The organism is Mycolicibacter kumamotonensis, assembly GCF_002086285.1.
Taxonomy (GTDB): Bacteria; Actinomycetota; Actinomycetes; order Mycobacteriales; family Mycobacteriaceae; genus Mycobacterium; species Mycobacterium kumamotonense.
In genome coordinates this window covers 25,567-48,485 of the sequence record NZ_MVHU01000017.1, presented here as the reverse complement: position 1 = coordinate 48,485, position 22,919 = coordinate 25,567, and the positions used below count along the sequence as shown (strand labels likewise).

The following is a 22,919-nucleotide window of genomic DNA, read 5'->3' as shown; positions in this document are numbered from 1 at the left end:
CAAGTCAGGTCACAGATCAGCCCGGCCGCCTGGGGTTCAGCCCTCCAGCTTGTAGCCCAGGCCCCGCACGGTAACCAGGTGCACCGGGTTGGCCGGATCGGCCTCGATTTTGGACCGCAGTCGCTTGACGTGGACATCCAGGGTCTTGGTGTCGCCGACGTAATCCGCGCCCCAGACCCGGTCGATCAGCTGGCCCCGGGTGAGCACCCGGCCGGTGTTGCGCATCAGGTATTCGAGCAGATCGAACTCCTTGAGAGGCAAGGTGATCTGCTCGCCGTTGACCAGCACCACGTGGCGCTCGACGTCCATGCGCACCGGACCGGACTCCAGTACGCCCTCCCCGACACCGCCCTCGTCGTCGCCGCCGCGGCGCAACACCGCCCGGATCCGGGCGATCAGTTCGCGGGCCGAGTACGGCTTGGTGACGTAGTCGTCGGCACCCAATTCCAGGCCGACGACCTTGTCGATCTCGCTGTCGCGGGCAGTGACCATAATCACCGGCACGCTCGAGCGGGCCCGCAGCTGCTTGCAGACATCGGTGCCCGACATCCCCGGAAGCATCAGATCCAGCAGCACGATGTCGGCGCCGGCCCGGTCGAACTCGGCCAGAGCCGAGGGCCCGTCGGTCACCACGGTCGCCTCGAAACCCTCCTTGCGCAGCAGGAACGCCAGCGGGTCCGCCAGCGACTCCTCATCCTCAACGATCAACACGTGCGTCATCGCTGCTGCTCCTCCTCATCGTGGTCCACACTGCCGTAGGCGGGAATCGCCAGGGTGAACGTCGAACCGGTGCCCGGCTGGCTCCACAGCGTGATGGTGCCGTTGTGGTTGGCCGCCACGTGCTTGACGATCGCCAACCCGAGCCCGCTGCCGCCGGTCGCCCGCGAGCGCGCCTTGTCGCTGCGGAAGAACCGTTCGAAGACGCGCTCCTGGTCCTTACGTGCGATTCCGATGCCGCGGTCGGTGACGGCGATCTCGACGAAGCCGTCCCGGCTGCGCCGACTGATCGATACCTGCGAGCCGTGCGGCGAGTAGGCGATCGCGTTCGACACCAGGTTAGCCAGTGCGGTGACCAGGAGGGGTTCGTCGCCGAGCACCCGGAAGCCGCTCGGGGCGTCGGTGGTGATGGTGATCTCCGCATTGTCGGCGGCCACCTTGTGCCGGGAGATCGCCTCGTTGACCACACTGTCGACGTCGACGGCGCCCAGGTCCGGCAGCGGATCGGCGCCCTGCAGCCGGGACAGCTCGATCAGCTCACCGATCATGCTGGCCAACCGGTTCGCCTCGACCAGCACCTTCTCCGCGAACGGGCGCACCGCCTCGGGGTCGTCGGCGGAGGCCAGCAGTGCCTCGGCGAGCAGCCCCATCGCCCCGACCGGGGTTTTGAGTTCATGGCTGACATTGGCCACGAAGTCGCGGCGGCTGGCCTCCATCCGGACCTGTTCGGACTGGTCGTCGACGATCACGACCGCGAACCGGCGATCCTCCTCGGACAGCAGCCGGGCGTACCCGCGCACCGCCGCCACGTCCGGCCGGGCGGCCCTGGCCGCCCGCTTGGCCGTGGAGAGGTCGAACACGACGTCCTCGTCGCCGGCCAGCGCCCGCTGCGCGGCCTCCCAGGCGCCGTCGTCGAGCAGCCGGCCGTGCACCAGGCCCAACTCGGCGGCGCGCTCGTTGAGGTAGACGACGTCGCGGTGGGTGTCCACGACGGCGATCCCCAACGACGCGTGCGCGACGATCCGCTGCAGCATCTGCGAGACGGTGATCCCCGCCCGTTCGGTGGTCACCCGCCGGCGCCGCGCGGCCAGCCGCGGCGACAGCCAGAAACCGGCCGCCACGCCCACCAGGAGCGCCGGCAGTGCCGACACCGCAGCGAGGGTCAGCGCCGAAGTCGCAGCCACGGCAAAATCGTACGCAGGTCGACCGCCCTATCTGGCCAGCGTTCGACCACGACGTGCGTCGAGTGTGAATTCAGCAGGAAGATTTCACCCGATTTCCACTCGCAGTTCACTCGAACCGGCGCCGCGGCTACTTGGCGCCCTGGCTCGCCACCGCCGCCGCCCCGGCGGCGGCCGCCTCGGGGTCGAGGTACACACCGCCGGCGACCTTCGGGCGCAGGTCGGCGTCCAGGTCGTAGCGAAGCGGGATACCGGTGGGGATGTTCAGCCCGACCACCTCCTCGTCGGACATCTGATCGAGGTATTTCACCAGCGCCCGCAACGAGTTGCCGTGCGCGGCGATCAGCACGGTCTTGCCGCACCGCAGGTCCGGGATGACGACGTCGGTGTAGTACGGCAGGAAACGCGCCACCACGTCGGCCAGGCATTCGGTCAGCGGGCCGCCGCCGATGTCGGCGTAGCGGGAGTCGGTGTCCTGGCTGTAGCGGCTGCCGGGCTCGATCGGCGGCGGCGGGGTGTCGTAGCTGCGCCGCCACGTCATGAACTGCTCGTCGCCATAGCGGGCCTTGGTCGCGGCCTTGTCCAGGCCCTGCAACGCGCCGTAGTGGCGTTCGTTGAGCCGCCAGGTGCGCCGGACCGGGATCCAGTGCCGGTCGGCGGCGTCCAGCGCCAGGTTCGCGGTGGTGATCGCCCGGCGCAGCAGCGAGGTGTAGACCACGTCCGGCAGCAGGCCGTGCTCGACCAGCAGCGTGCCGGCACGGACCGCCTCGGTGCGGCCCTTGTCGGTCAGGTTGACGTCCATCCAGCCGGTGAACTGGTTACTGGCGTTCCATTCGCTCTCTCCGTGGCGCAGCAGCACCAGCGTGGCAGTGTCAGACATGCTGGCCAGTGTCTCAGTCACCGTCGCGGTCAATCAAATGCTCGAACGCCCGCAGGTTCTTCAGCGACTGCCCGGTGGACACCCGCCACTCCCATTCCTTCTGAATGGAGGAGGCAAATCCCAACTCCAGCAACGTGTTGAAGTCAAAGTCGACGGCTTCGAGCACCTGCCCGAGCACCCGGTCGATCTCCTCGGCGGTCACCGAGGCCAGCGCCATCCGGCCGACCAGATAGATGTCGCCGACGTTGTCCAGGGTGTAGGCCACCCCGTAGAGGCGACGGTTGCGCTTGAGCAGAAAGCGGTACACCCCGGCGTGGTTCTCGTCGGGCTTACGGCAGACGAACGCCTCGATACGCACCGAGTGCTCCCCGACGCTGAGGATCGTGTTGGTCTTGAGCTTGCGCTCGCCGGGCAGCTCGACGACCAGCCCCGGCAGGCCGCCGTGCGCGCCCGGAAACTCCGAGTAGGTCAGCTCGGCGGCCTTGAGGGTGTCCTCGATGAGCTGCCGGACGTCGCTGCGGTTCACGCGCGGGCCCCCCGTCGCGCGGGCCAGCGCCGGGGCCGGCGCGGTGCCCCGACCACCCGCATCCGCTCACCGCGCGCGGTGGTGAAGTCCTCGATCGCGCTGGTGTAGCTGGCCAGCTGGGCGTCCACGGTGCGCTCCCAGGAGAACGTCGCCGCATGAGCGGCCGCGGCCCGGCGCATCGCCCACCCGCGCGGCCCGGACCCCAGCCGCAGCAGCTCGTCGATCGCTGTGGCCCACGCTTCGATGCCGTGTCCGGCGACCAGTGCCCCGGTGACGCCGTCGCGCACCGCCACCGGCAGCCCGCCGACGGCCGCGGCGACCACCGGTGTCCCGCAGGCCTGCGCCTCCAGCGCTACCAGCCCGAACGATTCGGAGTAGCTGGGCACCGCCACCAGATCGGCCGCCCGGAACAGGTCGGCCAGATTCTCGCGGGACTGCGGCGGCAAGAACGTCACCCGATCGCTGATACCCAGTTCCCCGGCCAGCCGAACCAGGCCGCCCGGCGCGGCCAGCCCGCTGCTGCCCGACGGCCCGCCGGCCACTACCACACGCACCCCGGGCAGCTTCGCAACGGCCCGCAACAGGATGTCGGGCGCCTTGAGCGGCTGGATGCGGCCGACGAAGGCCACAATCGGCTCGTCGGGCGACAGGCCCAGCGCGGCCCGGGCCTGCCGCTTGTCGCCCGGGCGGAAGACCTCCAGGTCGACCCCCGGATGCGCCACATCGATACGCGCCGGGTCGGCCCCGTGCAGTGCGACGAGCTGGCGCGCCTCGTCGTCGGTGTTGACGATCAGCCGGTCCGCCTCGTCGACGACCTGCTGCTCGCCGACGCTGCGCAGCGGCGGTTCGGGGGTGTCACCGGCGGCCAGGGCGGCGTTCTTGACCCCGGCCAGGGTGTGCGCGGTGTGCACCAGCGGCACCGCCCATCGATCCGCGGCCAGCCAGCCGACCTGACCGGACAGCCAGTAGTGCGAGTGCACGACGTCGTAGTAGCCGGGCTCGTGGGCCGCCTCGGCACGCAGCACCGCGGCGGCGAACGCGCACAGCTGGGTCGGCAGGTCGTTTTTATCCAGGCCCTCGAACGGCCCGGCCACCACGTTGCGCACCAGTACACCGGGCGCGACGTGGGCCACCGGCGGATCGGCCGACGACGTGGCGCGGGTGAAGACCTCCACGGCCACCCCGCGGCGGGCCAGGTGCAGCGCACTCTGCAGGACGTAGACGTTCATTCCGCCGGCGTCGCCGGTGCCGGGTTGCGCCAGCGGCGAGGTGTGAACCGACAGCACCGCTACCCGGCGCACACCGGATCCGACGCCACTCCCCACCCCGTCATCTTTACAGCTCGCCTCAGGCCGACGCTTCCGGGACCGCCCGGGCCACCGACCCGCGGGAGCGGCGCATCGCCCCGACCGGGTCGGCGTAGAGCCCGCCGAGCGACACCGTCCCGGCGCCGGCTTCCTGGACCCGGTTACCGAACGTGGTGACCCGCAGGCTGCGGCCGGCCAGCACCGAGCGCTCCGCGAATGCCCGCTCCACCTCGACCATGCCCTCCGGGTACTCGGTGAACCCCTGGCCGCCGACCACCAGGTCGTCGGGGTTGAGGACATCGCGCAGCAGCGCCACGGCTTCGCCCAGAGCCCGGGCCCGCTCGGTCAGCAGCGCCGCCGCTCGCACGTCACCGGCCCGGGCCTCGCGCACCAGGCCGGTCACCGCGGCCGAGGCCGCACTGTTGCCGTCGGGCAGGATCCGCAGCCGGCGGGCCGCGGCCAGAACCGCCTCGTCGCTGACGGTGGATTCCAGCTGTCCGGAGCCGCCGAGCAGCTCCGAGGACACCGGCAGCCCGGCGATGGTGCCGGGACCGCTGGCCGGGCTGTGCACCCGCCCGCCGATCACCAGGGCGTAGCCGACGGTCTCCCGGGCATAGACGTAGAGGCTGGTGGCGCTGGTCGCCGTCGGCCGCCGCACCCCCAGCAACAGTTCGGCGCCGGCCATCGCGTCGACGTGGGAGGCCACCGACACCGGCAGCCGCAGCTCCTCGGCCAGCACCGGCCCGACCGGAGCGGCCGACCAGCCCAGCCGGGGGTGGTCGACGTAGCCGGTGGCGCCGTCCACCGCCCCACCGGTCGCCACCCCGACCCACAGCGGCCGGCGTTTCTGCCAGCGGGTCAGGTACCGGCGCGCGCTGGCGGCCAGCGACGCCAGCGCCGGCGCGGCCCCGTTGGGTGGGGTCGGGGTTTCGACGACGTCCAGGGTGCGGCCGAGCAGATCGGTGGCCACGATGCTGGTGGTCTTCGCCCCGATGTGCAGGCCCAGCGCCAGGAACGGCTCGTGGTTGACCACCACCGGCCGGCGCGGCCGTCCGATCGCGCCGGAGGTCGCCAGGTCGGCGCGTTCCAGCAGCAATCCGGCCTGCAACAGCGCGCTGACCTGCCGGTTGACCGTGGCGACGCTCAGCGAGGTGGCGCCGGCGATGGCCTCGCGAGCGATCGGGCCGTGCTGGCGAATAGCGGAGAAAACCGCGGCGCCGGCGGTGTCGGGCAGCTGCAGGGCCGGCGGCACGACGCGCGGATGTGAGCGGGTCCGGGCGGTTCGGCGGGTGGCGATGTGGGTGGGGAGAGAGGTGGTGGTCACGCTGTGTCCTTGTCTAGGAAGAGTCCGGAAGGGGGCTGGCTACACCTGCGACCCGGCGGGCTCTTTCAAAAGGAGCGCTACTCGCAGCAGGTCAGGCGCGACAACAGGCGCAACAACACGCGCCGGTGGCGACAAGACACACCGCTGTCAGATAGCGGGCACTGCGGTACATAACCGAGAAATGTATCACGGCTCCACGATTAGCCCCGCAACGCTCCGGGCGGGCCGGGCGGTCCCGCCCGAGGCATCGCCCGGCTGACCGTCGTAGGACCCCTGGCGATCACCCCCTAAAGTTGGGGCGATGAGCACACCTGCGCGGGAACCGCGTATTGCGGTGGTTACCGGCGCCAGCTCTGGTATCGGCGAGGCGACCGCGAGAACCCTTGCCGGACAAGGCTTTCACGTGGTAGCGGTGGCCCGGCGCGCCGACCGGATCGCCACGCTGGCGCAGGACATCGGGGGCACCGCCGTGGCGGCGGACGTCACCGACCCGGCCGCGGTCGCCGAGCTGGCCGAGGTGTGCGAGGGCCTGGCCGGTTCGGTCAATGTGCTGGTCAACAACGCCGGCGGGGCCAAGGGCCTGGCGCCGGTCGGCGACGCCGACCTCGAGCACTGGCGGTGGATGTGGGAGACCAACGTGCTGGGCACCCTGCAGGTGACCCGTGCGCTGCTGCCGAAGCTGATCGCCTCCGGCGACGGCCTGGTCGTCACCGTGACCTCCATCGCGGCGTTCGAGATCTACGACGGCGGCGCCGGTTACACCTCGGCGAAACACGCCCAGAGTGCGCTGCACCGCACGCTGCGCGGTGAGTTGTTGGGAAAACCGGTGCGGCTCACCGAGATCGCCCCGGGCATGGTGGAAACCGAGTTCTCGCTGGTGCGCTTCGACGGTGACCGGGAGCGCTCCGACGCGGTCTACGCCGGCCTGACTCCGCTGACGGCGGCCGACATCGCCGAGGTGATCGGGTTCGTGGCCTCCCGGCCCCCGCACGTCGACCTCGACCAGATCGTGATCCGCCCGCGCGACCAGGCCTCCGCGACGCGCGCTAACCGCCGGGCCGAGTAGTAGACGCCGGCGGCTGCGTCGTCGTCGGGGTGCCCGACAGCGTCGGCGCGTCGGTCGGGGTGGCCGGCGCGGTGCTGGGCAGTGAGGTCCGGGCCGGTTCGGAACTCGACAACGCCGACATCGAGACCCAGGTGTCCCAGTCCACCGCCCAGTCCCAGATGTCGCCGTCGGCGTAGGACAGCTCGATCGAGCTGCCGGTCACCTCGACCGGGTCGCCGTAGATCGCGCTGTGGAAGTACTGCTCGGCGTTCTCGGTGGACAAGTTGATGCAGCCGTTGGTGACGTTGGTGTTGCCCTGGGCGCCGGAGCTGGCCGGGTTGGCGTGGATGAACTCGCCGTTGTTGGAGATGCGGACCGCCCAGCGCTCGTGGATATTGCTGTAGCCGGCGGCCGGGTTGGACATGTAGAAGTCGGCGTACTTCTCGCTGACCACGTGGATGCCGTTGCGGGTGACGTTGCGCGGCTGGTCGCCTTCGCCGTAGCTGCACGGGAAGTCCATGATCACGCCCTCGTCGCGGACCACCTGGATGCGATGCGAGGAGACCTCGGCCTTGACCACCTGACGCCGCCCGATGGAGAACTCCAGCGACATGTCCTGGGCCCCGTAGGCGCCGTCACCGAAGGCCACGCCGTACAGCTTGGCGTCGACGCGGACGGTGGTTCCGGCCGGGAAGTAGTCGCGACTGCGCCAGTGCACCCGGGCGCCCTGCACCTCGTCGGGCAACCAGGCCCAGCTTCCTTCCACCGGAGGCTCGGTGGTGACCCGCAGGGCCCGCTCGACCGCCGCCTTGTCACCGATCGGCGCGTCGAACTGCAGGATCACCGGCGCCGCGACACCGACCGTCTGCCCGTCGGCCAGCTGAAAACCGCCGTCGACGACGACTGCGGGCGTCACCGTGGTGATGGTGCCGGTGACCGGTACGGCGTTGCCGTCATGGCCCACCACCGAGCCGGACCAGCGGTATTCGGCGTCGTAGCCCAGCGGCTCGGTGATGGTGTAGCGGGTCCGGTCCCGGTTGAAGGTTCCGCTGAGCACCTTGCCGGCCGGATTGGTCAGCGCCACCCGCTGAAACCAGCCGTCGGAGACGGTGACGGCGACGCCGGCGGTCGGCAGCACGTCGGTCTGGCCGAGCGGGGGTTCGAAGCTCAGGGCGGGCGCCGCCGGCGGCGTCTTGTCGGCGCTGTCTCCGGCCCGGCTGAAACAGCCCGCCAGCGCCTGCGGCGCCAGCACCCCGGCGGCCAGCGCGGCCAACGCCTTTCGCCGGTTCACATTCACGCCATCCCAAGATACCGGCCGGGCCACCTGACCACCTGCGATGTTGGTTACAGTGCGCAGCCGACCAGCACCGGCTCGGGGTGCAAGGTGATGCCGAACGCCGCACGCACCCCGTCGCGCACGGTGCGCGCCAACTCCAGCACGTCGGCGGTGCCGGCCCCGCCCCGGTTGGTCAGGGCCAGCGCATGCTTGGTGGAAAGGCGCACCGGCGCCTGCTCATCGCCGGGATAGCCCTTGCCGAAGCCGGACCGCTCCACCAGCCAGCCGGCCGCCAACTTCACCCCGTCGGGGCCGTCCCAGTGCGGAACCGGTCCGGTCTCCCGTTCGGCGATCTTCCGGTACACCTCTTGCGGCACAACCGGATTGGTGAAGAAAGAGCCCACACTCCAGGTGTCGTGATCATCGGCGTCGAGCACCATACCCTTCGCGGAGCGCAATTTGAGCACGGCGGCACGCACGGCTGCCGGGTCGGCGCGGTCGCCGTCGGCGGCGTGCAACGCGGCGGCCAGCTCGCCGTAGCGCAGCGGCGCGCTGCGACCGGAGGCATCCAGTTCGAACTCCACTTGCAGCACCACCGCCGCATCGGAGTACTTGAGCACGCTGGTGCGGTAGCCGAAGTTCAACTCGGCGCCCGGGGTCCAGCGCACGGTGCCGGTGCGGCGATCCAGCAGCAGCACCCGGGTCACGGTGTCGGCGACCTCCGCGCCGTAGGCCCCGACGTTCTGCACCGGGGTCGCGCCGGCCGAGCCGGGGATACCCGCGAGGCACTCCAACCCGCCCAGCCCCGCGGCGACTGCTCGCGCAACCACGTCGTCCCAGACCGCGCCGGCCTGGGCCCGCAGCACGTTGCCGTCGATCTCGATGCCGTCGTTGGCCAGCAGGACCACGGTCAGATCGGTCAGGTCGTCGGCGATCACCACGTTGGAGCCACCGGCAAGCAGCAGCGGGCGGACACCGGCCCGGTCGAGTTCGCCCAGGGTGGCCACGATCTGCTCGGTATCGGTGCAGGTGATGACCCGCTGCGCGACCGGTCCCACCCGCAGCGTGGTCAACGGCGCCAGCGGCACCGCCTCGGCGACACGCGCGCCCGCGAACTCGGAACCGGCCACGGCGGGTAACGGTAGCCTGACCAGCTATGCCGCGTACATTCACGCTGACCGAGCACTACCCGGGAAGCGTCGAGCAGGTCTATGCGGCGTTCGCCGACGAGCGGTACTGGCTGGCCCGGCTGGCCGATTCCGGGGCCGACACCGCGACCCTGGACTCGATCACCGTCGGCGCCGACGGCGGCGTCGACGTGGTCACCACCCAGGGCATTCACCGCGACAAGCTGCCGGCGCTGGCCGCCCAGTTCCATCCCGGCGACCTGGAGATGGCGCGCCACGAGAAGTGGCGTCCGGTCCGCGACGGGCGGGCACACGCCCAGGTCACCGGCAAGATCGTCGGCGCACCGGCGAAGCTGTCCGGGGATGCGGTGCTGGAACCGGCCTCCGAATCGGGGGAAGCCGGCTGCGCGCTGCGGCTGACCGCGACGGTACAGGTCGACATCCCGCTGGTAGGCGGCAAGATCGAGAACTTCATCGGCACCCAGCTGGGCGAATTGATGACCGCCGAGCAGCAGTTCACCTCGACATGGCTGCAGCGAGGCGGCACCGCGCGACCGGAATAGGCTGAACCCATGCGGATAGCGTGTGCGCAGATCCTCAGCGGCACCGACCCGGCCGCCAACCTGCAGTTGGTGGCCGACTACACCGAGCGCGCCGCCGCGCAGGGCGCCCGCCTGGTGGTGTTCCCGGAGGCCACGATGTGCCGGTTCGGGGTGCCGCTGGGCCCGATCGCCGAACCGCTCGACGGGCCGTGGGCCACCCGGGTGCGCGACATCGCCGCCCGGGCCGGGGTGACCGTCGTCGCGGGGATGTTCGTCCCCGCCGGTGACGGACGAGTCACCAACACCTTGCTGGCGACGGGGCCGGCAACCGACGCGCACTATCACAAGGTGCACCTCTACGATGCGTTCGGTTTCACCGAATCACGCACCGTCGCACCGGGATCCGATCCGGTGGTGATCGATGTCGACGGCGTCGGGGTCGGCCTGTCCACCTGCTATGACATCCGCTTCCCGGCGCTGTACACCGAGCTGGCCGACCGCGGTGCCCAACTGATCGCGGTGTGCGCCTCGTGGGGCGCCGGGCCGGACAAGTTGCGGCAGTGGGAACTGCTGGCCTGCGCGCGGGCGCTGGACTCGACCAGCTACATCGCCGCCGTCGGCCAGGCCTACCCCGGTGCCGACGACCCGACGAGTTCCTCGGGCGCGCCGACCGGGGTGGGCCACAGCCTGATCGCTTCGCCGTGGGGCGAGCCGGTAGCATCGGCCGGCCCGGAACCGCAGCTGCTGGTCTGCGACATCGACCTCGAGGCGGTCGCCACCGCCCGCCGGACGCTGGCCGTGTTGAGCAATCGCGCGGACTTTGTTCAGGTCGGTAAGGCAGAATCGCGCGGGTGAGCAATCCGCCCGGACCTCCCCACGGCGACCAGTCACCTTGGGCGCGCCCCAGCGGCCAGCCCGACCAGCCCACCGAGGGCATAGCTTCGCCTCGACCCGAGCCGTCGGCGTCGCCCACCCGACAGATGCCGGTCGGCGATCCGCACCGCGACGAGCCGACCACCCGGATTCCCGGCGCGCCCGCGGAGGTTGCGCCCCCACCGTCCGCTGCGCCCCCGCCGGTCGCGCCGCCGCCGGCACCGGAACCGGCCGGCGAGGCGCCCACCACCGTCATCGACACCGCCGCCACCCGGCAGCGGCCGGCCAGCGTACTGCGAGACCCATTGGCGCTGGTGCTGATCATTGTCACCGTGATCGCGCTGGCGCTGGCCGGTTTGATCGGCGCCGAGCTGATCGCCCGCCGGATCGCCGACAACAAGGTGGCCAAGGCCACCGAGTGCGTGGTTCACGACAAGGCCAAGGTGTCGTTCGGGGTGACGCCGCCGTTCCTGTGGCAGCACTTCACCGGCAACTACACCAACATCTCCATCCACACCGCGGGCAACCAGGTCAAAGACGCCCAGCAGATGACGGCCGACCTCAACATCTTCGACGTCGACCTGCACGGCACCGGCGACTCCAAGGGCACCATCGGTGCCCTGGACGCCACCCTGACCTGGCCGTCGGCCGGGATCAAGGAGACCGTCCAGTCGATGGTGCCGATCCTGGGCAACCTGGTCTCGGATCTGAAGACCAATGCCAACGACGGCACCGTCGAACTCGGCGGCGCGTTCGGCCTGGCCAGCGTGGTGGTCAAGCCGGAGGTGGTCGACGGTGGGCTCTCGCTGCAGGTGCAGAAGCTCACCGGGCTGGGTGCGCTGACCCTGCCGCGCGAGACGCTGCAGCCGGAGCTGGACCGATTCGCCCGGGAGCTGACCAAGCGTTACCCGCTCGGCCTGCACGCCGACAGCGTCCAGGTCACCGATAACGGTGTGGTGGCACGGTTTTCGACTCGTAACGCCGCCATCCCGCAGTCCGACGACCCCTGCTTCGCCCACCTGTAGCCTGCAGTAATGAGCACACTCGGATCAGGGCGTCCCTCGCATCGGTTTACCGGCCTGCCGGCGGTCCTGCTGGCGCTGTCCGCGGTGCTGGTCCTGGCGCTGGTCGCCCTGTTCGGCGGGCAGCTCTATGCCACGCACCGGGCCAAGAGCCTGGTCGCCGACGCGGTCCAGTGCGAGGCGGAGGACACCGCGACGGTGTCGTTCGCCTCCGATCCGCCGGTGCTGGCGCAGTACTTCCGGGGCGACTACCCGCACATCTCGGTGCAGACCGCCGGCAACCAGATCCGCAAGGCCAAGGGCATGCAGCTGGACCTGGACATCCGCGACATCCGGCTGCACAAGAGCGCTGACTCCAAGGGCACCATCGGGTCGCTGGACGGCACCATCACCTGGCCGGCGGACGGCATCAAGGAGTCGATTCAAGACGTGGTTCCGGTGATCGGCAGCATCGTCACCGGCAAGGTCACCACCGATCCGGACGCCGGCACCGTCGAGCTCAAGGGCCTGCTGAACCGCGCCACCGTCAAGCCGCAGATCGTCGACAACGGGCTGAAGCTGCAGGTGGTGGAGCTGGAAGCGCTCGGCCACGATCTGGATACCGACACCGTGCAGCGCAACCTGGATGACCTCACCGCAAAGGTGACCGGCGATCTTCCGCTGGGGATCCACATCGACAGCTCGCAGGTCACAGATTCCGGTGTGGTGGTCAAGTTCTCGACGCGCAACGCCGCCATCCCGGCGTCGTCGTCGAGTCAGTGCTTCGCGCGGCTGTAAGCGCTACCCCAGCCCGTCCAGCACTGCGCGGGTCCCCGACAGACCCAGCCGGGTGGCCCCGGCCTCGAGCATCGCCAGCGCATCGTCCGCGGTGCGGATACCGCCGCTGGCTTTGACCCCGAGCCGCCCTCCGACGGTGTCGGCCATCAGCGTCACCGCGGCCACCGATGCCCCGCCCAAGGGATGAAATCCGGTGGAGGTCTTGACGAAATCCGCACCGGCGTCTTCGGCGGCGCGGCAGGCCGCCACCAGGGTGGCCGCACCGCCGAGCTCCAGCAGCGCGGCCGACTCCACGATCACCTTGAGCACCGCGTGCGGCGCGGCGGCGCGCACCGTGGCGATATCGGCGCCCACCGCGGCGAAGTCGTCCGCCACTGCCGCACCGACGTCGATGACCATGTCGATCTCGGCCGCCCCGGCCGCGACGGCCAGCGCCGCCTCGTGCGCCTTGACCGCCGGAAGATGCTTGCCGGACGGGAAGCCCACCACCGCGGCGATCGGGACGCGGGCGGCATCGACGAGGTCGGCTGAGGCTGCGATGGCCACCATCGACGGCGAGACGCACACCGCGGCGACACCGAGTTCGGCGGCCTCGGCGACGACGGCGAGAACCTGATCGGCGGTCGCCTCGGGTTTGAGCAGGGTGTGGTCGACCAGTCTCGCCACCCGGTCACGGCCCCACCGGCACTCGGGCGTCGGCGGCATCAGAAGGCCTCTTCGGCGGCGCCGGGGTTGCAGCCGGACTCGAGCATGGTCACACCGTCGACGACGGGACGCCACGGCTCGAGGTTCCAGCTGGTCTTGCCGGGACGGGCGAACTCGGCGTAGTTCCAGTGACAGAGGAATTGCTCGCGCATGCTCGGGGTGTCCGCCTCCGGGGCCGCGGCGAGCACCTCACGCCAGGCCTGCTCGCCCTCGGCGGCGTCCAACCGGGTGGCCGCGGCCCGGCCGGCCGGAGTCGGATACACCCGCAGACTCGACAGGTCCCCGTAGCTCACCCACTCGGTGCGGTCGACGAAATCCGAAGGCCCGGCGTCGGCCCGGGCCGGCGCGGCGGGCGCCAGCACGGCCGCCACCACGCCGATGGCGCTGATAGTCGAACGGACCATGGGGCTAGTGGGACTTGCCTTGGACCTCAAGCAATCTGGGCCGCACATCCACCAGGTAGACCCCGGCGGCGCAGGCGGCGATCGCCATCCCCATCACCTGCAGCACCAAGGCCAGCAGCCCGCACACCCCGAGGATCACCAGCCACACCGGCTTGGTGAGCTTGTCGGCGGCGGTGTAGGCGTCGGAGCGCTGCATGGCGGCGTGCACGAACGCGTACACCGACGTTGCGAACACGGCGAGCTGCAAAACGCCGAGGACGATACCCACCAGGCTCATAGCGAACACGCTGCAAGCCTAGGCGGGTACCGTCCCGGGCGTCGAACTGCGGTTACTTCTGGGTGACCTTCTTGGCCGGAGCCTTCTTCGCGGCGGGCTTGGCAGCAGCCTTCTTCGCCGGGGTCTTCTTGGCGGCGGTCGACGCCGGAGCCTTCTTGGCGGCCCCGGCAGCCGGAGCGGCCTTCTTGGCCTGCTCCTTCTTGGGCAGCTCGATGCCGACCAGCTTGGCGGCGCGCTCACCGACCTCGCGGGTCTGCGACGCGACGTTGCCCAGCACCTCCTGGGTCAGCTCGACGGCGTGGTCGACGTAGCCCTCCACCTGCGCCGAAGCGTCGTCGAGACCGGACTGGTTGCGCAGCCGCTCCAGCGCGGCCTCACCACGGGCCACCAGGTCGTTGTACCGGCCGGTGGCGGCCTCCACGTAGCCCTCGGCGGCCTTGCGCAGCTCCTCGGCGGTGAAACGCTCGCGCAGCTCGGCGAACTGCTCGGGCAGCTCCTCCTGCAGCTTGTTCAGGCGGGCACGGCTCTCCTCGACCCGGCTGCTGGCGTCCTCGCGGGCGTCACCGGCGCGCTCGCGCAGGGTGGCGACGAGGTCGTTCATGGTGGCCAGGGCCAGATCGGCCGCACCGATCGCGGCGAGCAGGGGGGCCTTCAGTTCTTCGATGGTCGGGTTCTCGGCCATGTTCGGGATTCCTTTCAGATTGGTTTTTCGGGTGTGGTTGTCAGGAGGACGATCGGGGATCAGGCAGGCGTCGTCTCCTCACCGTCGGCTTCGTTCTGCTGGACGAAGGAGGTGTAGATGTCGAGCAGAACCTGCTTCTGTCGTTCCGTGATCGCCGCATCGGCGATGATGGCGTCACGGACCTCGCTCTTCTCGCTGGGCTCCAGGATTCCCGCGCGCACGTAGAGCACCTCGGCGGAGACCCGCAGGGCCTTGGCGATCTGGTTGAGGACGTCAGCGGAGGGCTTGCGCAATCCGCGCTCGATCTGGCTGAGGTAGGGATTGCTGACACCGGCCTTGTCGGCCAGCTGCCGCATGGACACCTGCGCGGCTTCGCGCTGCGCCCGGATGAAGCTGCCGATGTCGGCCGCGGCGGTGGAGACCACTGCGGTGAGCTTGTCATCCTGCGACACCGGTGACCCCTTTCGTGGACTTTCAACTGCTGACGGATGCCACGATACGACCTAGTGCTAACTTTTGCAAGCACTAGCTAGCGCAGGTCAGAACATAAGTTGAGCTATGGCGTAGATCGCCAGCCCGGCCAGCGACCCGACGACGGTGCCGTTGATCCGGATGAACTGCAGATCGCGTCCGACATGCAATTCGATTCGCCGGCTGGCCTCCGCGGCGTCCCAGCGCTCGATGGTCTCGGTGATGATCGCGGTGATCTCCACCCCGTAATGCGCCACCAGATGCTGGGCGGCCCGCACGATCCAGTTGTCCACCTTGTCGCGAAGCTCGGCGTTGTCGCGCAACGACTCACCGATCTGGACCACCGTCGCGGCCACCCGGGTGCGCAGGGCACTGGACGGGTCGTCGACGCCCTCGAGTACCAGCCGCTTCAGCGTCCGCCAGGCCGTCGCCGCCGCGTTGGCGACCTCCTCGCGGGCCATCAGCTGCTCTTTGACCGCGTCGGCCTTGGCGATCGTCGCCGGGTCGTTCTGCAGGTCGTCGGCGAACTCGAACAGGAAACGCGTCGCGCTGCGGCGCAGTTCGTGATCGGGGTTGCGACGCACCTTGTCGGTGAAGTCCATCAGCTCGCGGTGGATCCGGTCGCCGACCAGGTGGTCGACGAACCGCGGCGACCAGGTGGGCGAGTCCCGCTCCACCACCCGCTGGATGACTTCGCCGGCGTTGAGCGACCACTGGAACGCCCGGTCGGCCAGCAGCTGGATCAACGCCTCCTGCCGGTTCTCGGCCAGCAGAGTGCCCAGCACCCGGCCCACCGGCGGCCCCCAGTGCGGCTCGGCGATGCGCCGCACGATCATCCGGTCCAGCACCTCCTGCACGTCCTCGTCGCGCAACATCTCGATCAGGACCCGCAGCACGGTCGCGGTCTCGGCGGCCACCCGCTCGGCGTGATTCTGCTCGGAGAGCCACTTGCCCAACCGCCCGGCGATCTGCGCATCGCGCAGCTTGGTCTCCACCACCGGCGGGGACAGGAAGTTCTCCCGCACGAAAGTGCCCAGGCCCTCCCCGAGCTGGTCCTTTTTGCGCTTGATGATCGCGGTGTGCGGGATCGGGATACCCAACGGGTGCTTGAACAACGCGGTGACCGCGAACCAGTCCGCCAGCGCGCCGACCATGCCGGCCTCGGCGGCGGCACCGACGTAGCCCACCCAGGTCGGAGCTGGGCCGCCGGCCTGGGCCCACCGGCACAACAGGAAGACGACGGTCGCACCGAGCAGAAAGCTCAGCGCGACGACCTTCATCCGGCGCAGATCGCGTAACCGGACGGCATCGGCAGCCGGATCGGCATCGGCGAACGACTCCGCCAGCGACTGCACGGTCCGCGCCGCACCGGGCCAAGTCGGGCGGTCTTGTCGATGCACCACTCCACCATCATCCGCTATCGGGAGCCCCGGCGGTTCCAGCTTCGCCTCTCCTCCGTCGAGCCTCGCTAAACCGCCCGAGTAAATGCGGCGGTTCCAGCTTCGCCTCTCCTCCGTCGAGCCTCGCTAAACCGCCGGTAACTGTTACCGCGGCACAGAGTTTGCTGGACCAGCCCGTATTATCTACTACGTCTAGTGAATGGGAACCCGCGATAGTGGCAGAGCAGCTTCGAGCCGGGGTCGCTAAGACCGATGGTCGCAAGCGACGTTGGCACCAGCACAAGGTCGACCGCCGAAATGACCTGATCGACGGGACGATCGAGGCGATCCGGCGCCGCGGCCGGTACGTGAGCATGGATGAGATCGCCGCCGAGATCGGCGTGTCCAAGACGGTGCTGTACCGCTACTTCGTCGACAAGAACGACCTGACCACCGCGGTGATGATGCGGTTCGCTCAGACCACGCTGATCCCCAATATGGCGGCCGCGCTGTCGGCGAACCTGGACGGCTTCGATCTGGTCCGCGAGATCATCCGGGTGTACGTGCAGACGGTGGCCAACGAGCCCGAGCCGTACCGGTTCGTGATGGCCAACAGCTCGGCGTCCAAGAGCAAGGTGATCGCCGACTCCGAACGCATCATCGCCCGGATGCTCGCGGTGATGCTGCGCCGCCGGATGAACGAGGTCGGGATGGACACCCACGGGGTCGAGCCGTGGGCGTACATGATCGTCGGCGGCGTGCAGTTGGCGACCCACTCGTGGCTGCTGGACCCGAGGATGAGCGCCGACGACCTGATCGATTACCTGACGATGCTGAGCTGGAATGCGTTGTGCGGCATCGTCGAGGTGGGCGGCTCGTTGGAGAAGTTCAACGCCGGTCCGCACCCGGCGCCGATCCTGCCCTGGCGCCGGGCGGCGCAAGCTCAGTAGCTGTAGAAGCCCCGGCCGGACTTCTTGCCGAGCTGGCCGGCTTCGACCATGCGCAGCAGCAACGGCGGCGCGGCGTACAGCGGCTCCTTGAACTCCTCGTACATCTTGTCCGCGATCAGCTTGAGCGTGTCCAGGCCGACCAGGTCCGACAGCCGCAGCGGGCCCATCGGGTGCGACAGTCCGGCGACGATCGCCTTGTCGATGTCCTCGACGGTGGCGAACCCGGACTCCAGCATCCGCACCGCCGACAACAGATAGGGCACCAGCAGGGCGTTCACCACGAAACCGGAGCGGTCCGAGCAGCGCACCACCTGCTTGCCCAGCACCGCGCTGGCGAACTCCTCGGTGCGGTCGGCGGCGGCGGGGTCGGTGACCAGGGTGCTCACCAGCTCGACCAGCGGCAGCACCGGCACCGGGTTGAAGAAGTGCAGGCCCAGCACCCGCTGCGGGTTCGCCGTGGCGGCGGCGATCTTCATGATCGGGATGGAGGAGGTGTTCGACGCGAGCACCGCCTCCGGGTCGGTGATCACCCGGTCCAGCTCGGCGAAGATCTTCGATTTGACGGTGTCGTCCTCGATGACGGCCTCGATGACCAACTGCCGATCCGCCAGGTCGCCCAGGTCGGTGGTGAAGGTCAGGTTGCCGACGGCGTCGTCGCGCTCGCGTTCGGTGATCTTGCCCGCGCTCACGCCGCGCTCCAGCGACTTGACGATCCGGTTGCGGCCCGCGGCGATCAGGGCGTCGGTGGTCTCGAAGACCTTCACCTCGACGCCGGCGCGCGCGGACACCTCGGCGATTCCGGCGCCCATCTGCCCGGCTCCGATGACGCCTACTCGTTGGATCGACACTGTGTTCCTTTCGGGCTTCACGGCGAGTTCATCTTCAGTCTCAGGGCAGCAACAGGCCCCGCCCAGGCTGGCTGGGCGGGGCCCGCGCTGTCAACTCCCCCGCGGCGCAATCCGACAAGCACCGCGGAAGCTTTCCGCCCCGCGAGGACTAGCGGCTCAGTGGAACTGGCCCTCTTCGGTCGAGCCGGCCAGCGCGGTCGTCGACGAGGTCGGGTCGACGGTGGTGGCGATCCGGTCGAAGTAGCCGGCACCGACCTCGCGCTGGTGCTTGGTGGCGGTGTAGCCCCGCTCCTCGGCGGCGAACTCGCGCTCCTGCAGCTCGACGTAGGCGCTCATCTGGCTGCGGGCGTAGCCGTGGGCCAGGTCGAACATCGAGTAGTTCAGGGCGTGGAAGCCGGCCAGCGTGATGAACTGGAATTTGAAGCCCATCGCACCCAGCTCGTTCTGGAACTTGGCGATGGTGGCGTCGTCGAGGTGCTGCTTCCAGTTGAACGACGGCGAGCAGTTGTACGCCAGCATCTGGTCGGGGAACTCGGCCTTGACGCCCTCGGCGAACTTACGGGCCAGCTCCAGGTCCGGCGTGCCGGTCTCCATCCAGATCAGGTCGGCGTAGGGCGCGTAGGCCTTGGCCCGGGCGATGCACGGCTCCAGGCCGTTCTGAACCCGGTAGAAGCCCTCGGCGGTCCGCTCCCCGGTGATGAACGGCTGGTCACGCTCGTCGACGTCGGAGGTGATCAGGGTGGCGGCCTCGGCGTCGGTGCGGGCGATCACCACGGTGGGAACGCCGGCCACATCGGCAGCCAGGCGGGCGGAGGTCAGGGTGCGGATGTGCTGCTGGGTGGGGATCAGCACCTTGCCGCCCAGGTGGCCGCACTTCTTCTCCGAGGCCAGCTGGTCCTCCCAGTGCGAGCCCGCGACGCCGGCGGCGATCATCGCCTTCTGCAGCTCGTAGACGTTGAGCGCACCGCCGAAGCCGGCCTCACCGTCGGCGACGATCGGGGCCAGCCAGTTCTCCACCGAGGTGTCGCCCTCGACCTTGGCGATCTCGTCGGCACGCAGCAGGGCGTTGTTGATCCGGCGAACCACCTGCGGCACCGAGTTGGCCGGGTAGAGGCTCTGGTCGGGGTAGGTGTGGCCGGACAGGTTCGCGTCACCGGCGACCTGCCAGCCCGACAGGTAGATGGCCTTCAGGCCGGCGCGGACCTGCTGGACGGCCATGTTGCCGGTCAGCGCGCCCAGGGCGTTGATGTAGTCCAGCTCGTGCAGCTGCTCCCAGAGCACCTCGGCGCCGCGGCAGGCCAGGGTGTGCTCCTCGACGACGTGGCCCTGCAACGCGACGACGTCCTCGGCGGTGTAGGTGCGGGTGACGCCCTTCCAGCGCGGGTTGTGGTCCCAGTCGTGCTGGATCTGCTCGGGGCTCTTCGGCGTGCCAACGGTCGACATGGCGACTCCTTCTGTTTCGCGCGATCGCCGGGCCGCTTATCGGACTTGCCAACACCCCGACGAATTTACTGGTGTGTTAACGAGACCCTGACACACCACATCGGCCCAGGTCCACTGGTTTTCACTGCCAACTTTGGCCAAACAGTACGGGCGTTATGCGAAGTTTGCGAAGAATCGCGTGGACAGCCTCTCGCGTCGCCCGCCAGTTAAGCTACCGGTCGGTAACTTATCTGCACTGGTCAACGCGGGTATTAGCAGTACGCCCGTACTGACTAGAACGTGTTACAGCGGGAAGATCGCGGCGAGCGCTTTGACCTCTTCACCGACCATGTATGTGAGCGTTCTAACAGCGCGATCGGCCAGTTGCGGCCCGAACCGATCGGTCGATCCGGCCGGGTGCAGATGGGAGACGATCTCTAGTTTGTCGCCCAGGGCGACCGCGGCGTCGTGTTCCAGGGTGACCCGCAGCGGCGCCGCGAGCAGTTCCGGATAGCTCGCCAGGTAATCCTCGACCACGCTCCAGTACACCGAGTTGTTCATGTGATCGAACAGGTCGATGTCGGTGAATCGGATCGGATACTCGTGGATCTCGGCGGCACCGGCCCGCACATCGCGGTTCCCGCCACTCAGGTACGCCTTCCAGCGCAGCCGGTCGACGCTGGTGGTGCGTTTGAGCCCGGCCAGGAAGTCCTCGGAGATGCGCGCCGGGCCCTGGGTCTCGCGGTTGATGTTGATCCAGAACGCCTCGGATTCGATGAGCCCGCCGCTGCGCCGTCCGTCGATGCGGACGCGCATCTCACACCACCGGTTGGAGGTGCCCGAGCACCAGCGCCGCACCCGCAGGATGTCCTGGAACTCGATGGGTGCGATCAGGTCCATCATGGTGCGCCGGACGATCCACAGCGGGTGGGTGGCCTCATACCCCATCTCCCGCAGCTGATCCTGACCGATGTCCTGGATGTGCCGGGCGGCCGCGTCCATCCGCAGCCGGCCGTGCCGGTCGATGTCGGCGACCCGCAGCGGCCACTGCCGGTCGAACACGTCGGGATGCGGGTCCGGCACCGGCATCAAGACCTTCGCCAGGCCGGTCGGCTCATCTGTCTGCTGCATCGATGCTCCCGGTTGTTTTTCCCTGAGCGATCATGCCATGCCAATAATGCGAATGTCGCCTTCGCAGCAGGTAGGCTCGGCGAAGTGGCCAAGACCTACGTCGGCTCCCGAGTGCGCCAGCTGCGCAGCGAGCGCGGGTTCAGCCAGGCCGCCCTGGCGCAGATGTTGGGGATCTCACCGAGTTACCTCAACCAGATCGAGCACGACGTCCGGCCGCTGACGGTGGCGGTGCTGCTGCGCATCACCGAGGTCTTCGGGGTCGACGCCACCTTCTTCGCCTCCCAGGACGACACCCGGCTGGTCGCCGAGTTGCGCGAGGTCACGCTGGACCGCGACCTGGACGTCGAGGTCGAGCTGACCGAGGTGGCCGAAATGGTCAGCGCCCACCCCAAATTGGCCCGGGCGATGGTCAACCTGCACCGCCGCTACCGGATCACCACGGCCCAGCTGGCCGCGGCCACCGAGGAGCGCTACACCGACGGCAGCGGCACCGGCGCGATCACCATGCCGCACGAAGAGGTCCGCGACTACTTCTATCAGCGGCAGAACTACCTGCACGAACTCGACACCGCCGCAGAGGAACTGGCCACCCGGATGCGCCGGCACCAGGGCGAACTGGCCATCGAGTTGGCCAACCGGCTCACCGAGGTGCACGGCGTGCACATCAACCGCCGGATCGACCTGGGCGAGACCGTGCTGCACCGCTACGACACCGAGACCCGGACCCTGGACATCTCCAACCACCTGTCGTGGGGCCAGCGGGTGTTCAAGATGGCCGCCGAACTGGCCTACCTGGAATACGACGACCAGATCTCGGCGATGGTCGAAGAGGGCAAGTTCACCTCGAAGGACGCCCGCACCCTGGCCAGGCTCGGGCTGGCCAACTACTTCGCGGCGGCCGTCGTGCTGCCCTACGGGCAGTTCCACGACAGCGCCGAGACGTTCCGCTACGACATCGAGCGGCTGTCGGCGTTCTACCGGGTCAGCTACGAGACCATCGCCCACCGGCTGTCCACCCTGCAGCGCCCGTCGATGCGGGGCGTGCCGTTCTCATTCGTCCGTGTCGATCGAGCCGGCAACATGTCGAAACGTCAGTCGGCCACCGGCTTTCACTTTTCCTCCAGCGGCGGAACCTGCCCGCTGTGGAATGTCTACGAGACGTTCGGCAACCCCGGAAAAATCCTCGTGCAGGTCGCCGAGATGCCCGACGGCCGCAAATACCTGTGGGTGGCACGCACCGTCGAGCGCCGTGCCTCCCGGTGGGGCCAGCCGGGCAAGACGTTCGCGATCGGGCTGGGCTGCGAACTGCGCCACGCCCATCGGCTGGTCTATTCCGAGGGGCTGGACCTGCACGACGGCCATGACGTGCCCGCCACCCCGATCGGGGCCGGCTGCCGGGTCTGCGAGCGTGACAACTGTCCGCAGCGGGCATTCCCCGCGCTGGGCCGTGACCTCGATCTCAACGAACACCGCAGCACGGTGTCGCCGTATCTGGTAAAGCAACAGCGGTGACAGCACGCATCCCCGAAGCCCCCGGCCTGCGCGACCTCGGTCTGGTCAATTGGCTGGTCTGCAAGGTCGTCGCCGCCCGCCAGCACGTGCCCAGGGCGCACCTGTTCACCACACTCGGTCAGCACAAGCGGTTGATGTGGTCCTGGCTGCCGTTCGGCGGGGTGCTGATGCGGGGCGGCAAGCTGTCGACCCGCGACACCGAGTTGGTGATCCTGCGGGTGGGCCACCTGCGTGACAGCCAGTACGAACTGCAGCACCACCGGCGAATGGCCGCCGCGGCCGGCTTGGACGACGCCACCCAGGAGCGTATTTTCGAAGGCCCCGATGCGCCCGGCCTGGACGATCGTCAGCGCGTCATGCTGACCGGCATCGATGAACTCGTGCATACCCGCACGCTCTCGGATGCCACCTGGGCGCAGTTGTCCGAGCACTTCGACCGTCCCCGGCTGATCGAATTCGTCATGCTCACATGCCAATACGACGCTCTGGCCGCCACGCTGAGCGCACTGCGGGTGCCTTTGGACTTCGATGAGTAGCGCTG

23 protein-coding genes and 2 pseudogenes are annotated in these 22,919 nt (G+C 69.2%); 8 read left to right on the top strand and 17 right to left on the bottom strand.

The annotated features are described in order from the left end of the window. Nucleotides 1-36 precede the first annotated feature (36 nt). The 6 genes and pseudogenes from regX to BST28_RS25250 form a co-directional block, all read right to left on the bottom strand. Complete coding sequence (gene regX / locus BST28_RS12815; protein WP_019735123.1) at nucleotides 37-720, bottom strand: two-component sensory transduction protein RegX; 684 nt, start codon at nucleotides 718-720, stop codon at nucleotides 37-39. Next, a complete protein-coding gene (locus tag BST28_RS12810) occupies nucleotides 717-1,901 on the bottom strand; it encodes a sensor histidine kinase (RefSeq protein ID WP_083081258.1) in 1,185 nt (394 codons plus the stop codon). Before BST28_RS12810 ends, regX begins: the two co-directional genes overlap by 4 nt. A gap of 127 nt (nucleotides 1,902-2,028) precedes the next feature. After that, nucleotides 2,029-2,778 carry a phosphoglyceromutase gene (locus tag BST28_RS12805; protein ID WP_029248794.1) on the bottom strand — a complete coding sequence of 250 codons (750 nt, stop codon included), beginning with the start codon at nucleotides 2,776-2,778 and terminating at the stop codon, nucleotides 2,029-2,031. A 13-nt stretch (nucleotides 2,779-2,791) separates the two neighbouring features. Then, the gene (locus BST28_RS12800) at nucleotides 2,792-3,304 is read right to left on the bottom strand and encodes a type III secretion system chaperone family protein (protein WP_019735120.1); all 513 of its coding nucleotides are present in this window, start codon (nucleotides 3,302-3,304) and stop codon (nucleotides 2,792-2,794) included. Continuing rightward, nucleotides 3,301-4,763 (bottom strand): annotated as a pseudogene (gene mshA / locus BST28_RS12795) (D-inositol-3-phosphate glycosyltransferase); the annotation flags it as partial. The pseudogene mshA and the gene BST28_RS12800, both read right to left, overlap by 4 nt. Before the next feature lie 155 nt (nucleotides 4,764-4,918). After that, nucleotides 4,919-5,581 (bottom strand): annotated as a pseudogene (locus BST28_RS25250) (ROK family protein); the annotation flags it as partial. Nucleotides 5,582-6,236: 655 nt separating this feature from the next. Between BST28_RS25250 and BST28_RS12785 the strand changes: the two are divergent. Then, nucleotides 6,237-7,001 carry an SDR family NAD(P)-dependent oxidoreductase gene (locus BST28_RS12785; protein ID WP_083081254.1) on the top strand — a complete coding sequence of 255 codons (765 nt, stop codon included), beginning with the start codon at nucleotides 6,237-6,239 and terminating at the stop codon, nucleotides 6,999-7,001. Here the strand turns inward: BST28_RS12785 and BST28_RS12780 are convergent. Both BST28_RS12780 and BST28_RS12775 read right to left on the bottom strand, forming a co-directional pair. Then, nucleotides 6,982-8,319 carry a L,D-transpeptidase gene (locus BST28_RS12780; RefSeq protein ID WP_234808279.1) on the bottom strand — a complete coding sequence of 446 codons (1,338 nt, stop codon included), beginning with the start codon at nucleotides 8,317-8,319 and terminating at the stop codon, nucleotides 6,982-6,984. The two genes, BST28_RS12785 and BST28_RS12780, sit on opposite strands and share 20 nt — an antisense overlap. A 5-nt stretch (nucleotides 8,320-8,324) precedes the next feature. Further along, complete coding sequence (locus tag BST28_RS12775) at nucleotides 8,325-9,386, bottom strand: UDP-N-acetylmuramate dehydrogenase (protein ID WP_109560693.1); 1,062 nt, start codon at nucleotides 9,384-9,386, stop codon at nucleotides 8,325-8,327. A 26-nt stretch (nucleotides 9,387-9,412) separates the two neighbouring features. Here BST28_RS12775 and BST28_RS12770 point away from each other — a divergent pair, with 26 nt between their 5' ends. From BST28_RS12770 to BST28_RS12755, 4 genes are read left to right on the top strand one after another with little or no spacing between them, the layout of a single operon-like run. After that, nucleotides 9,413-9,946: a DUF2505 domain-containing protein gene (locus tag BST28_RS12770; protein WP_065287733.1), complete on the top strand. Its 534-nt coding sequence runs from the start codon at nucleotides 9,413-9,415 to the stop codon at nucleotides 9,944-9,946. Between the two features lie 9 nt (nucleotides 9,947-9,955). After that, nucleotides 9,956-10,780 carry a carbon-nitrogen hydrolase family protein gene (locus BST28_RS12765; protein ID WP_083081248.1) on the top strand — a complete coding sequence of 275 codons (825 nt, stop codon included), beginning with the start codon at nucleotides 9,956-9,958 and terminating at the stop codon, nucleotides 10,778-10,780. Further along, complete coding sequence (locus BST28_RS12760) at nucleotides 10,777-11,823, top strand: LmeA family phospholipid-binding protein (RefSeq protein ID WP_165758082.1); 1,047 nt, start codon at nucleotides 10,777-10,779, stop codon at nucleotides 11,821-11,823. The genes BST28_RS12765 and BST28_RS12760 overlap by 4 nt, the downstream gene beginning before the upstream one ends. Before the next feature lie 9 nt (nucleotides 11,824-11,832). Next, on the top strand, nucleotides 11,833-12,597 hold the full coding sequence (locus tag BST28_RS12755; protein ID WP_083081244.1) for an LmeA family phospholipid-binding protein: 765 nt from the start codon (nucleotides 11,833-11,835) through the stop codon (nucleotides 12,595-12,597). A 3-nt stretch (nucleotides 12,598-12,600) separates the two neighbouring features. Here BST28_RS12755 and deoC read toward each other — a convergent pair whose 3' ends face one another. The 6 genes from deoC to BST28_RS12725 all read right to left on the bottom strand — a co-directional run bounded on the left by deoC (nucleotide 12,601) and on the right by BST28_RS12725 (nucleotide 16,491). Beyond that, complete coding sequence (deoC, locus tag BST28_RS12750) at nucleotides 12,601-13,302, bottom strand: deoxyribose-phosphate aldolase (RefSeq protein WP_083081242.1); 702 nt, start codon at nucleotides 13,300-13,302, stop codon at nucleotides 12,601-12,603. Next, nucleotides 13,302-13,706: a DUF2599 domain-containing protein gene (locus tag BST28_RS12745; RefSeq protein ID WP_083081240.1), complete on the bottom strand. Its 405-nt coding sequence runs from the start codon at nucleotides 13,704-13,706 to the stop codon at nucleotides 13,302-13,304. The genes deoC and BST28_RS12745 overlap by 1 nt, the downstream gene beginning before the upstream one ends. A gap of 4 nt (nucleotides 13,707-13,710) precedes the next feature. Continuing rightward, on the bottom strand, nucleotides 13,711-13,983 hold the full coding sequence (locus tag BST28_RS12740; RefSeq protein ID WP_083081238.1) for a DUF2516 family protein: 273 nt from the start codon (nucleotides 13,981-13,983) through the stop codon (nucleotides 13,711-13,713). A 52-nt stretch (nucleotides 13,984-14,035) separates the two neighbouring features. Then, nucleotides 14,036-14,665, bottom strand: coding sequence for a hypothetical protein (locus tag BST28_RS12735; protein ID WP_019734986.1), 630 nt, complete (start codon nucleotides 14,663-14,665; stop codon nucleotides 14,036-14,038). 59 nt (nucleotides 14,666-14,724) lie between these two features. After that, a complete protein-coding gene (locus BST28_RS12730; protein ID WP_019734987.1) occupies nucleotides 14,725-15,117 on the bottom strand; it encodes a helix-turn-helix domain-containing protein in 393 nt (130 codons plus the stop codon). A gap of 87 nt (nucleotides 15,118-15,204) precedes the next feature. Continuing rightward, nucleotides 15,205-16,491 (bottom strand): DUF445 domain-containing protein, encoded by a 1,287-nt coding sequence (locus tag BST28_RS12725; protein WP_019734988.1) that lies wholly within the window; start codon nucleotides 16,489-16,491, stop codon nucleotides 15,205-15,207. A 260-nt stretch (nucleotides 16,492-16,751) separates the two neighbouring features. On the opposite strand from BST28_RS12725, the gene BST28_RS12720 reads away from it, so the two are divergent. Continuing rightward, on the top strand, nucleotides 16,752-17,465 hold the full coding sequence (locus BST28_RS12720; protein WP_019736869.1) for a TetR/AcrR family transcriptional regulator: 714 nt from the start codon (nucleotides 16,752-16,754) through the stop codon (nucleotides 17,463-17,465). On the opposite strand, the gene BST28_RS12715 is transcribed toward BST28_RS12720, so the two are convergent. The 3 genes from BST28_RS12715 to BST28_RS12705 all read right to left on the bottom strand — a co-directional run bounded on the left by BST28_RS12715 (nucleotide 17,459) and on the right by BST28_RS12705 (nucleotide 20,866). Beyond that, a complete protein-coding gene (locus BST28_RS12715) occupies nucleotides 17,459-18,313 on the bottom strand; it encodes a 3-hydroxybutyryl-CoA dehydrogenase (protein WP_019736870.1) in 855 nt (284 codons plus the stop codon). The two genes, BST28_RS12720 and BST28_RS12715, sit on opposite strands and share 7 nt — an antisense overlap. Before the next feature lie 156 nt (nucleotides 18,314-18,469). Next, nucleotides 18,470-19,756, bottom strand: coding sequence for an isocitrate lyase (gene aceA, locus BST28_RS12710; RefSeq protein ID WP_065287739.1), 1,287 nt, complete (start codon nucleotides 19,754-19,756; stop codon nucleotides 18,470-18,472). A 282-nt stretch (nucleotides 19,757-20,038) separates the two neighbouring features. Beyond that, nucleotides 20,039-20,866 (bottom strand): acyl-[acyl-carrier-protein] thioesterase, encoded by an 828-nt coding sequence (locus tag BST28_RS12705; RefSeq protein ID WP_065287740.1) that lies wholly within the window; start codon nucleotides 20,864-20,866, stop codon nucleotides 20,039-20,041. Nucleotides 20,867-20,950: 84 nt separating this feature from the next. Here BST28_RS12705 and ramB point away from each other — a divergent pair, with 84 nt between their 5' ends. Both ramB and BST28_RS12695 read left to right on the top strand, forming a co-directional pair. Beyond that, nucleotides 20,951-22,378: an acetate metabolism transcriptional regulator RamB gene (gene ramB, locus BST28_RS12700; RefSeq protein WP_019736873.1), complete on the top strand. Its 1,428-nt coding sequence runs from the start codon at nucleotides 20,951-20,953 to the stop codon at nucleotides 22,376-22,378. Continuing rightward, entirely contained in the window at nucleotides 22,375-22,914 is a 540-nt protein-coding gene (locus BST28_RS12695; RefSeq protein ID WP_065287742.1) for a carboxymuconolactone decarboxylase family protein, read from the top strand. Before ramB ends, BST28_RS12695 begins: the two co-directional genes overlap by 4 nt. The last annotated feature ends 5 nt before the right edge of the window (nucleotides 22,915-22,919 follow it).

Excerpts from the sequence above, each read along its gene's own strand:
- BST28_RS12765 (WP_083081248.1), top strand. The coding sequence starts at position 9,956 with ATGCGGATAGCGTGTGCGCAGATCCTCAGCGGCACCGACCCGGCCGCC.
- BST28_RS12740 (WP_083081238.1), bottom strand. The coding sequence starts at position 13,983 with ATGAGCCTGGTGGGTATCGTCCTCGGCGTTTTGCAGCTCGCCGTGTTC.
- BST28_RS12735 (WP_019734986.1), bottom strand. The coding sequence starts at position 14,665 with ATGGCCGAGAACCCGACCATCGAAGAACTGAAGGCCCCCCTGCTCGCC.
- BST28_RS12745 (WP_083081240.1), bottom strand. The coding sequence starts at position 13,706 with ATGGTCCGTTCGACTATCAGCGCCATCGGCGTGGTGGCGGCCGTGCTG.
- BST28_RS12805 (WP_029248794.1), bottom strand. The coding sequence starts at position 2,778 with ATGTCTGACACTGCCACGCTGGTGCTGCTGCGCCACGGAGAGAGCGAA.
- BST28_RS12770 (WP_065287733.1), top strand. The coding sequence starts at position 9,413 with ATGCCGCGTACATTCACGCTGACCGAGCACTACCCGGGAAGCGTCGAG.
- BST28_RS12785 (WP_083081254.1), top strand. The coding sequence starts at position 6,237 with ATGAGCACACCTGCGCGGGAACCGCGTATTGCGGTGGTTACCGGCGCC.
- deoC (WP_083081242.1), bottom strand. The coding sequence starts at position 13,302 with ATGCCGCCGACGCCCGAGTGCCGGTGGGGCCGTGACCGGGTGGCGAGA.
- aceA (WP_065287739.1), bottom strand. The coding sequence starts at position 19,756 with ATGTCGACCGTTGGCACGCCGAAGAGCCCCGAGCAGATCCAGCACGAC.
- BST28_RS12755 (WP_083081244.1), top strand. The coding sequence starts at position 11,833 with ATGAGCACACTCGGATCAGGGCGTCCCTCGCATCGGTTTACCGGCCTG.
- BST28_RS12705 (WP_065287740.1), bottom strand. The coding sequence starts at position 20,866 with ATGCAGCAGACAGATGAGCCGACCGGCCTGGCGAAGGTCTTGATGCCG.
- regX (WP_019735123.1), bottom strand. The coding sequence starts at position 720 with ATGACGCACGTGTTGATCGTTGAGGATGAGGAGTCGCTGGCGGACCCG.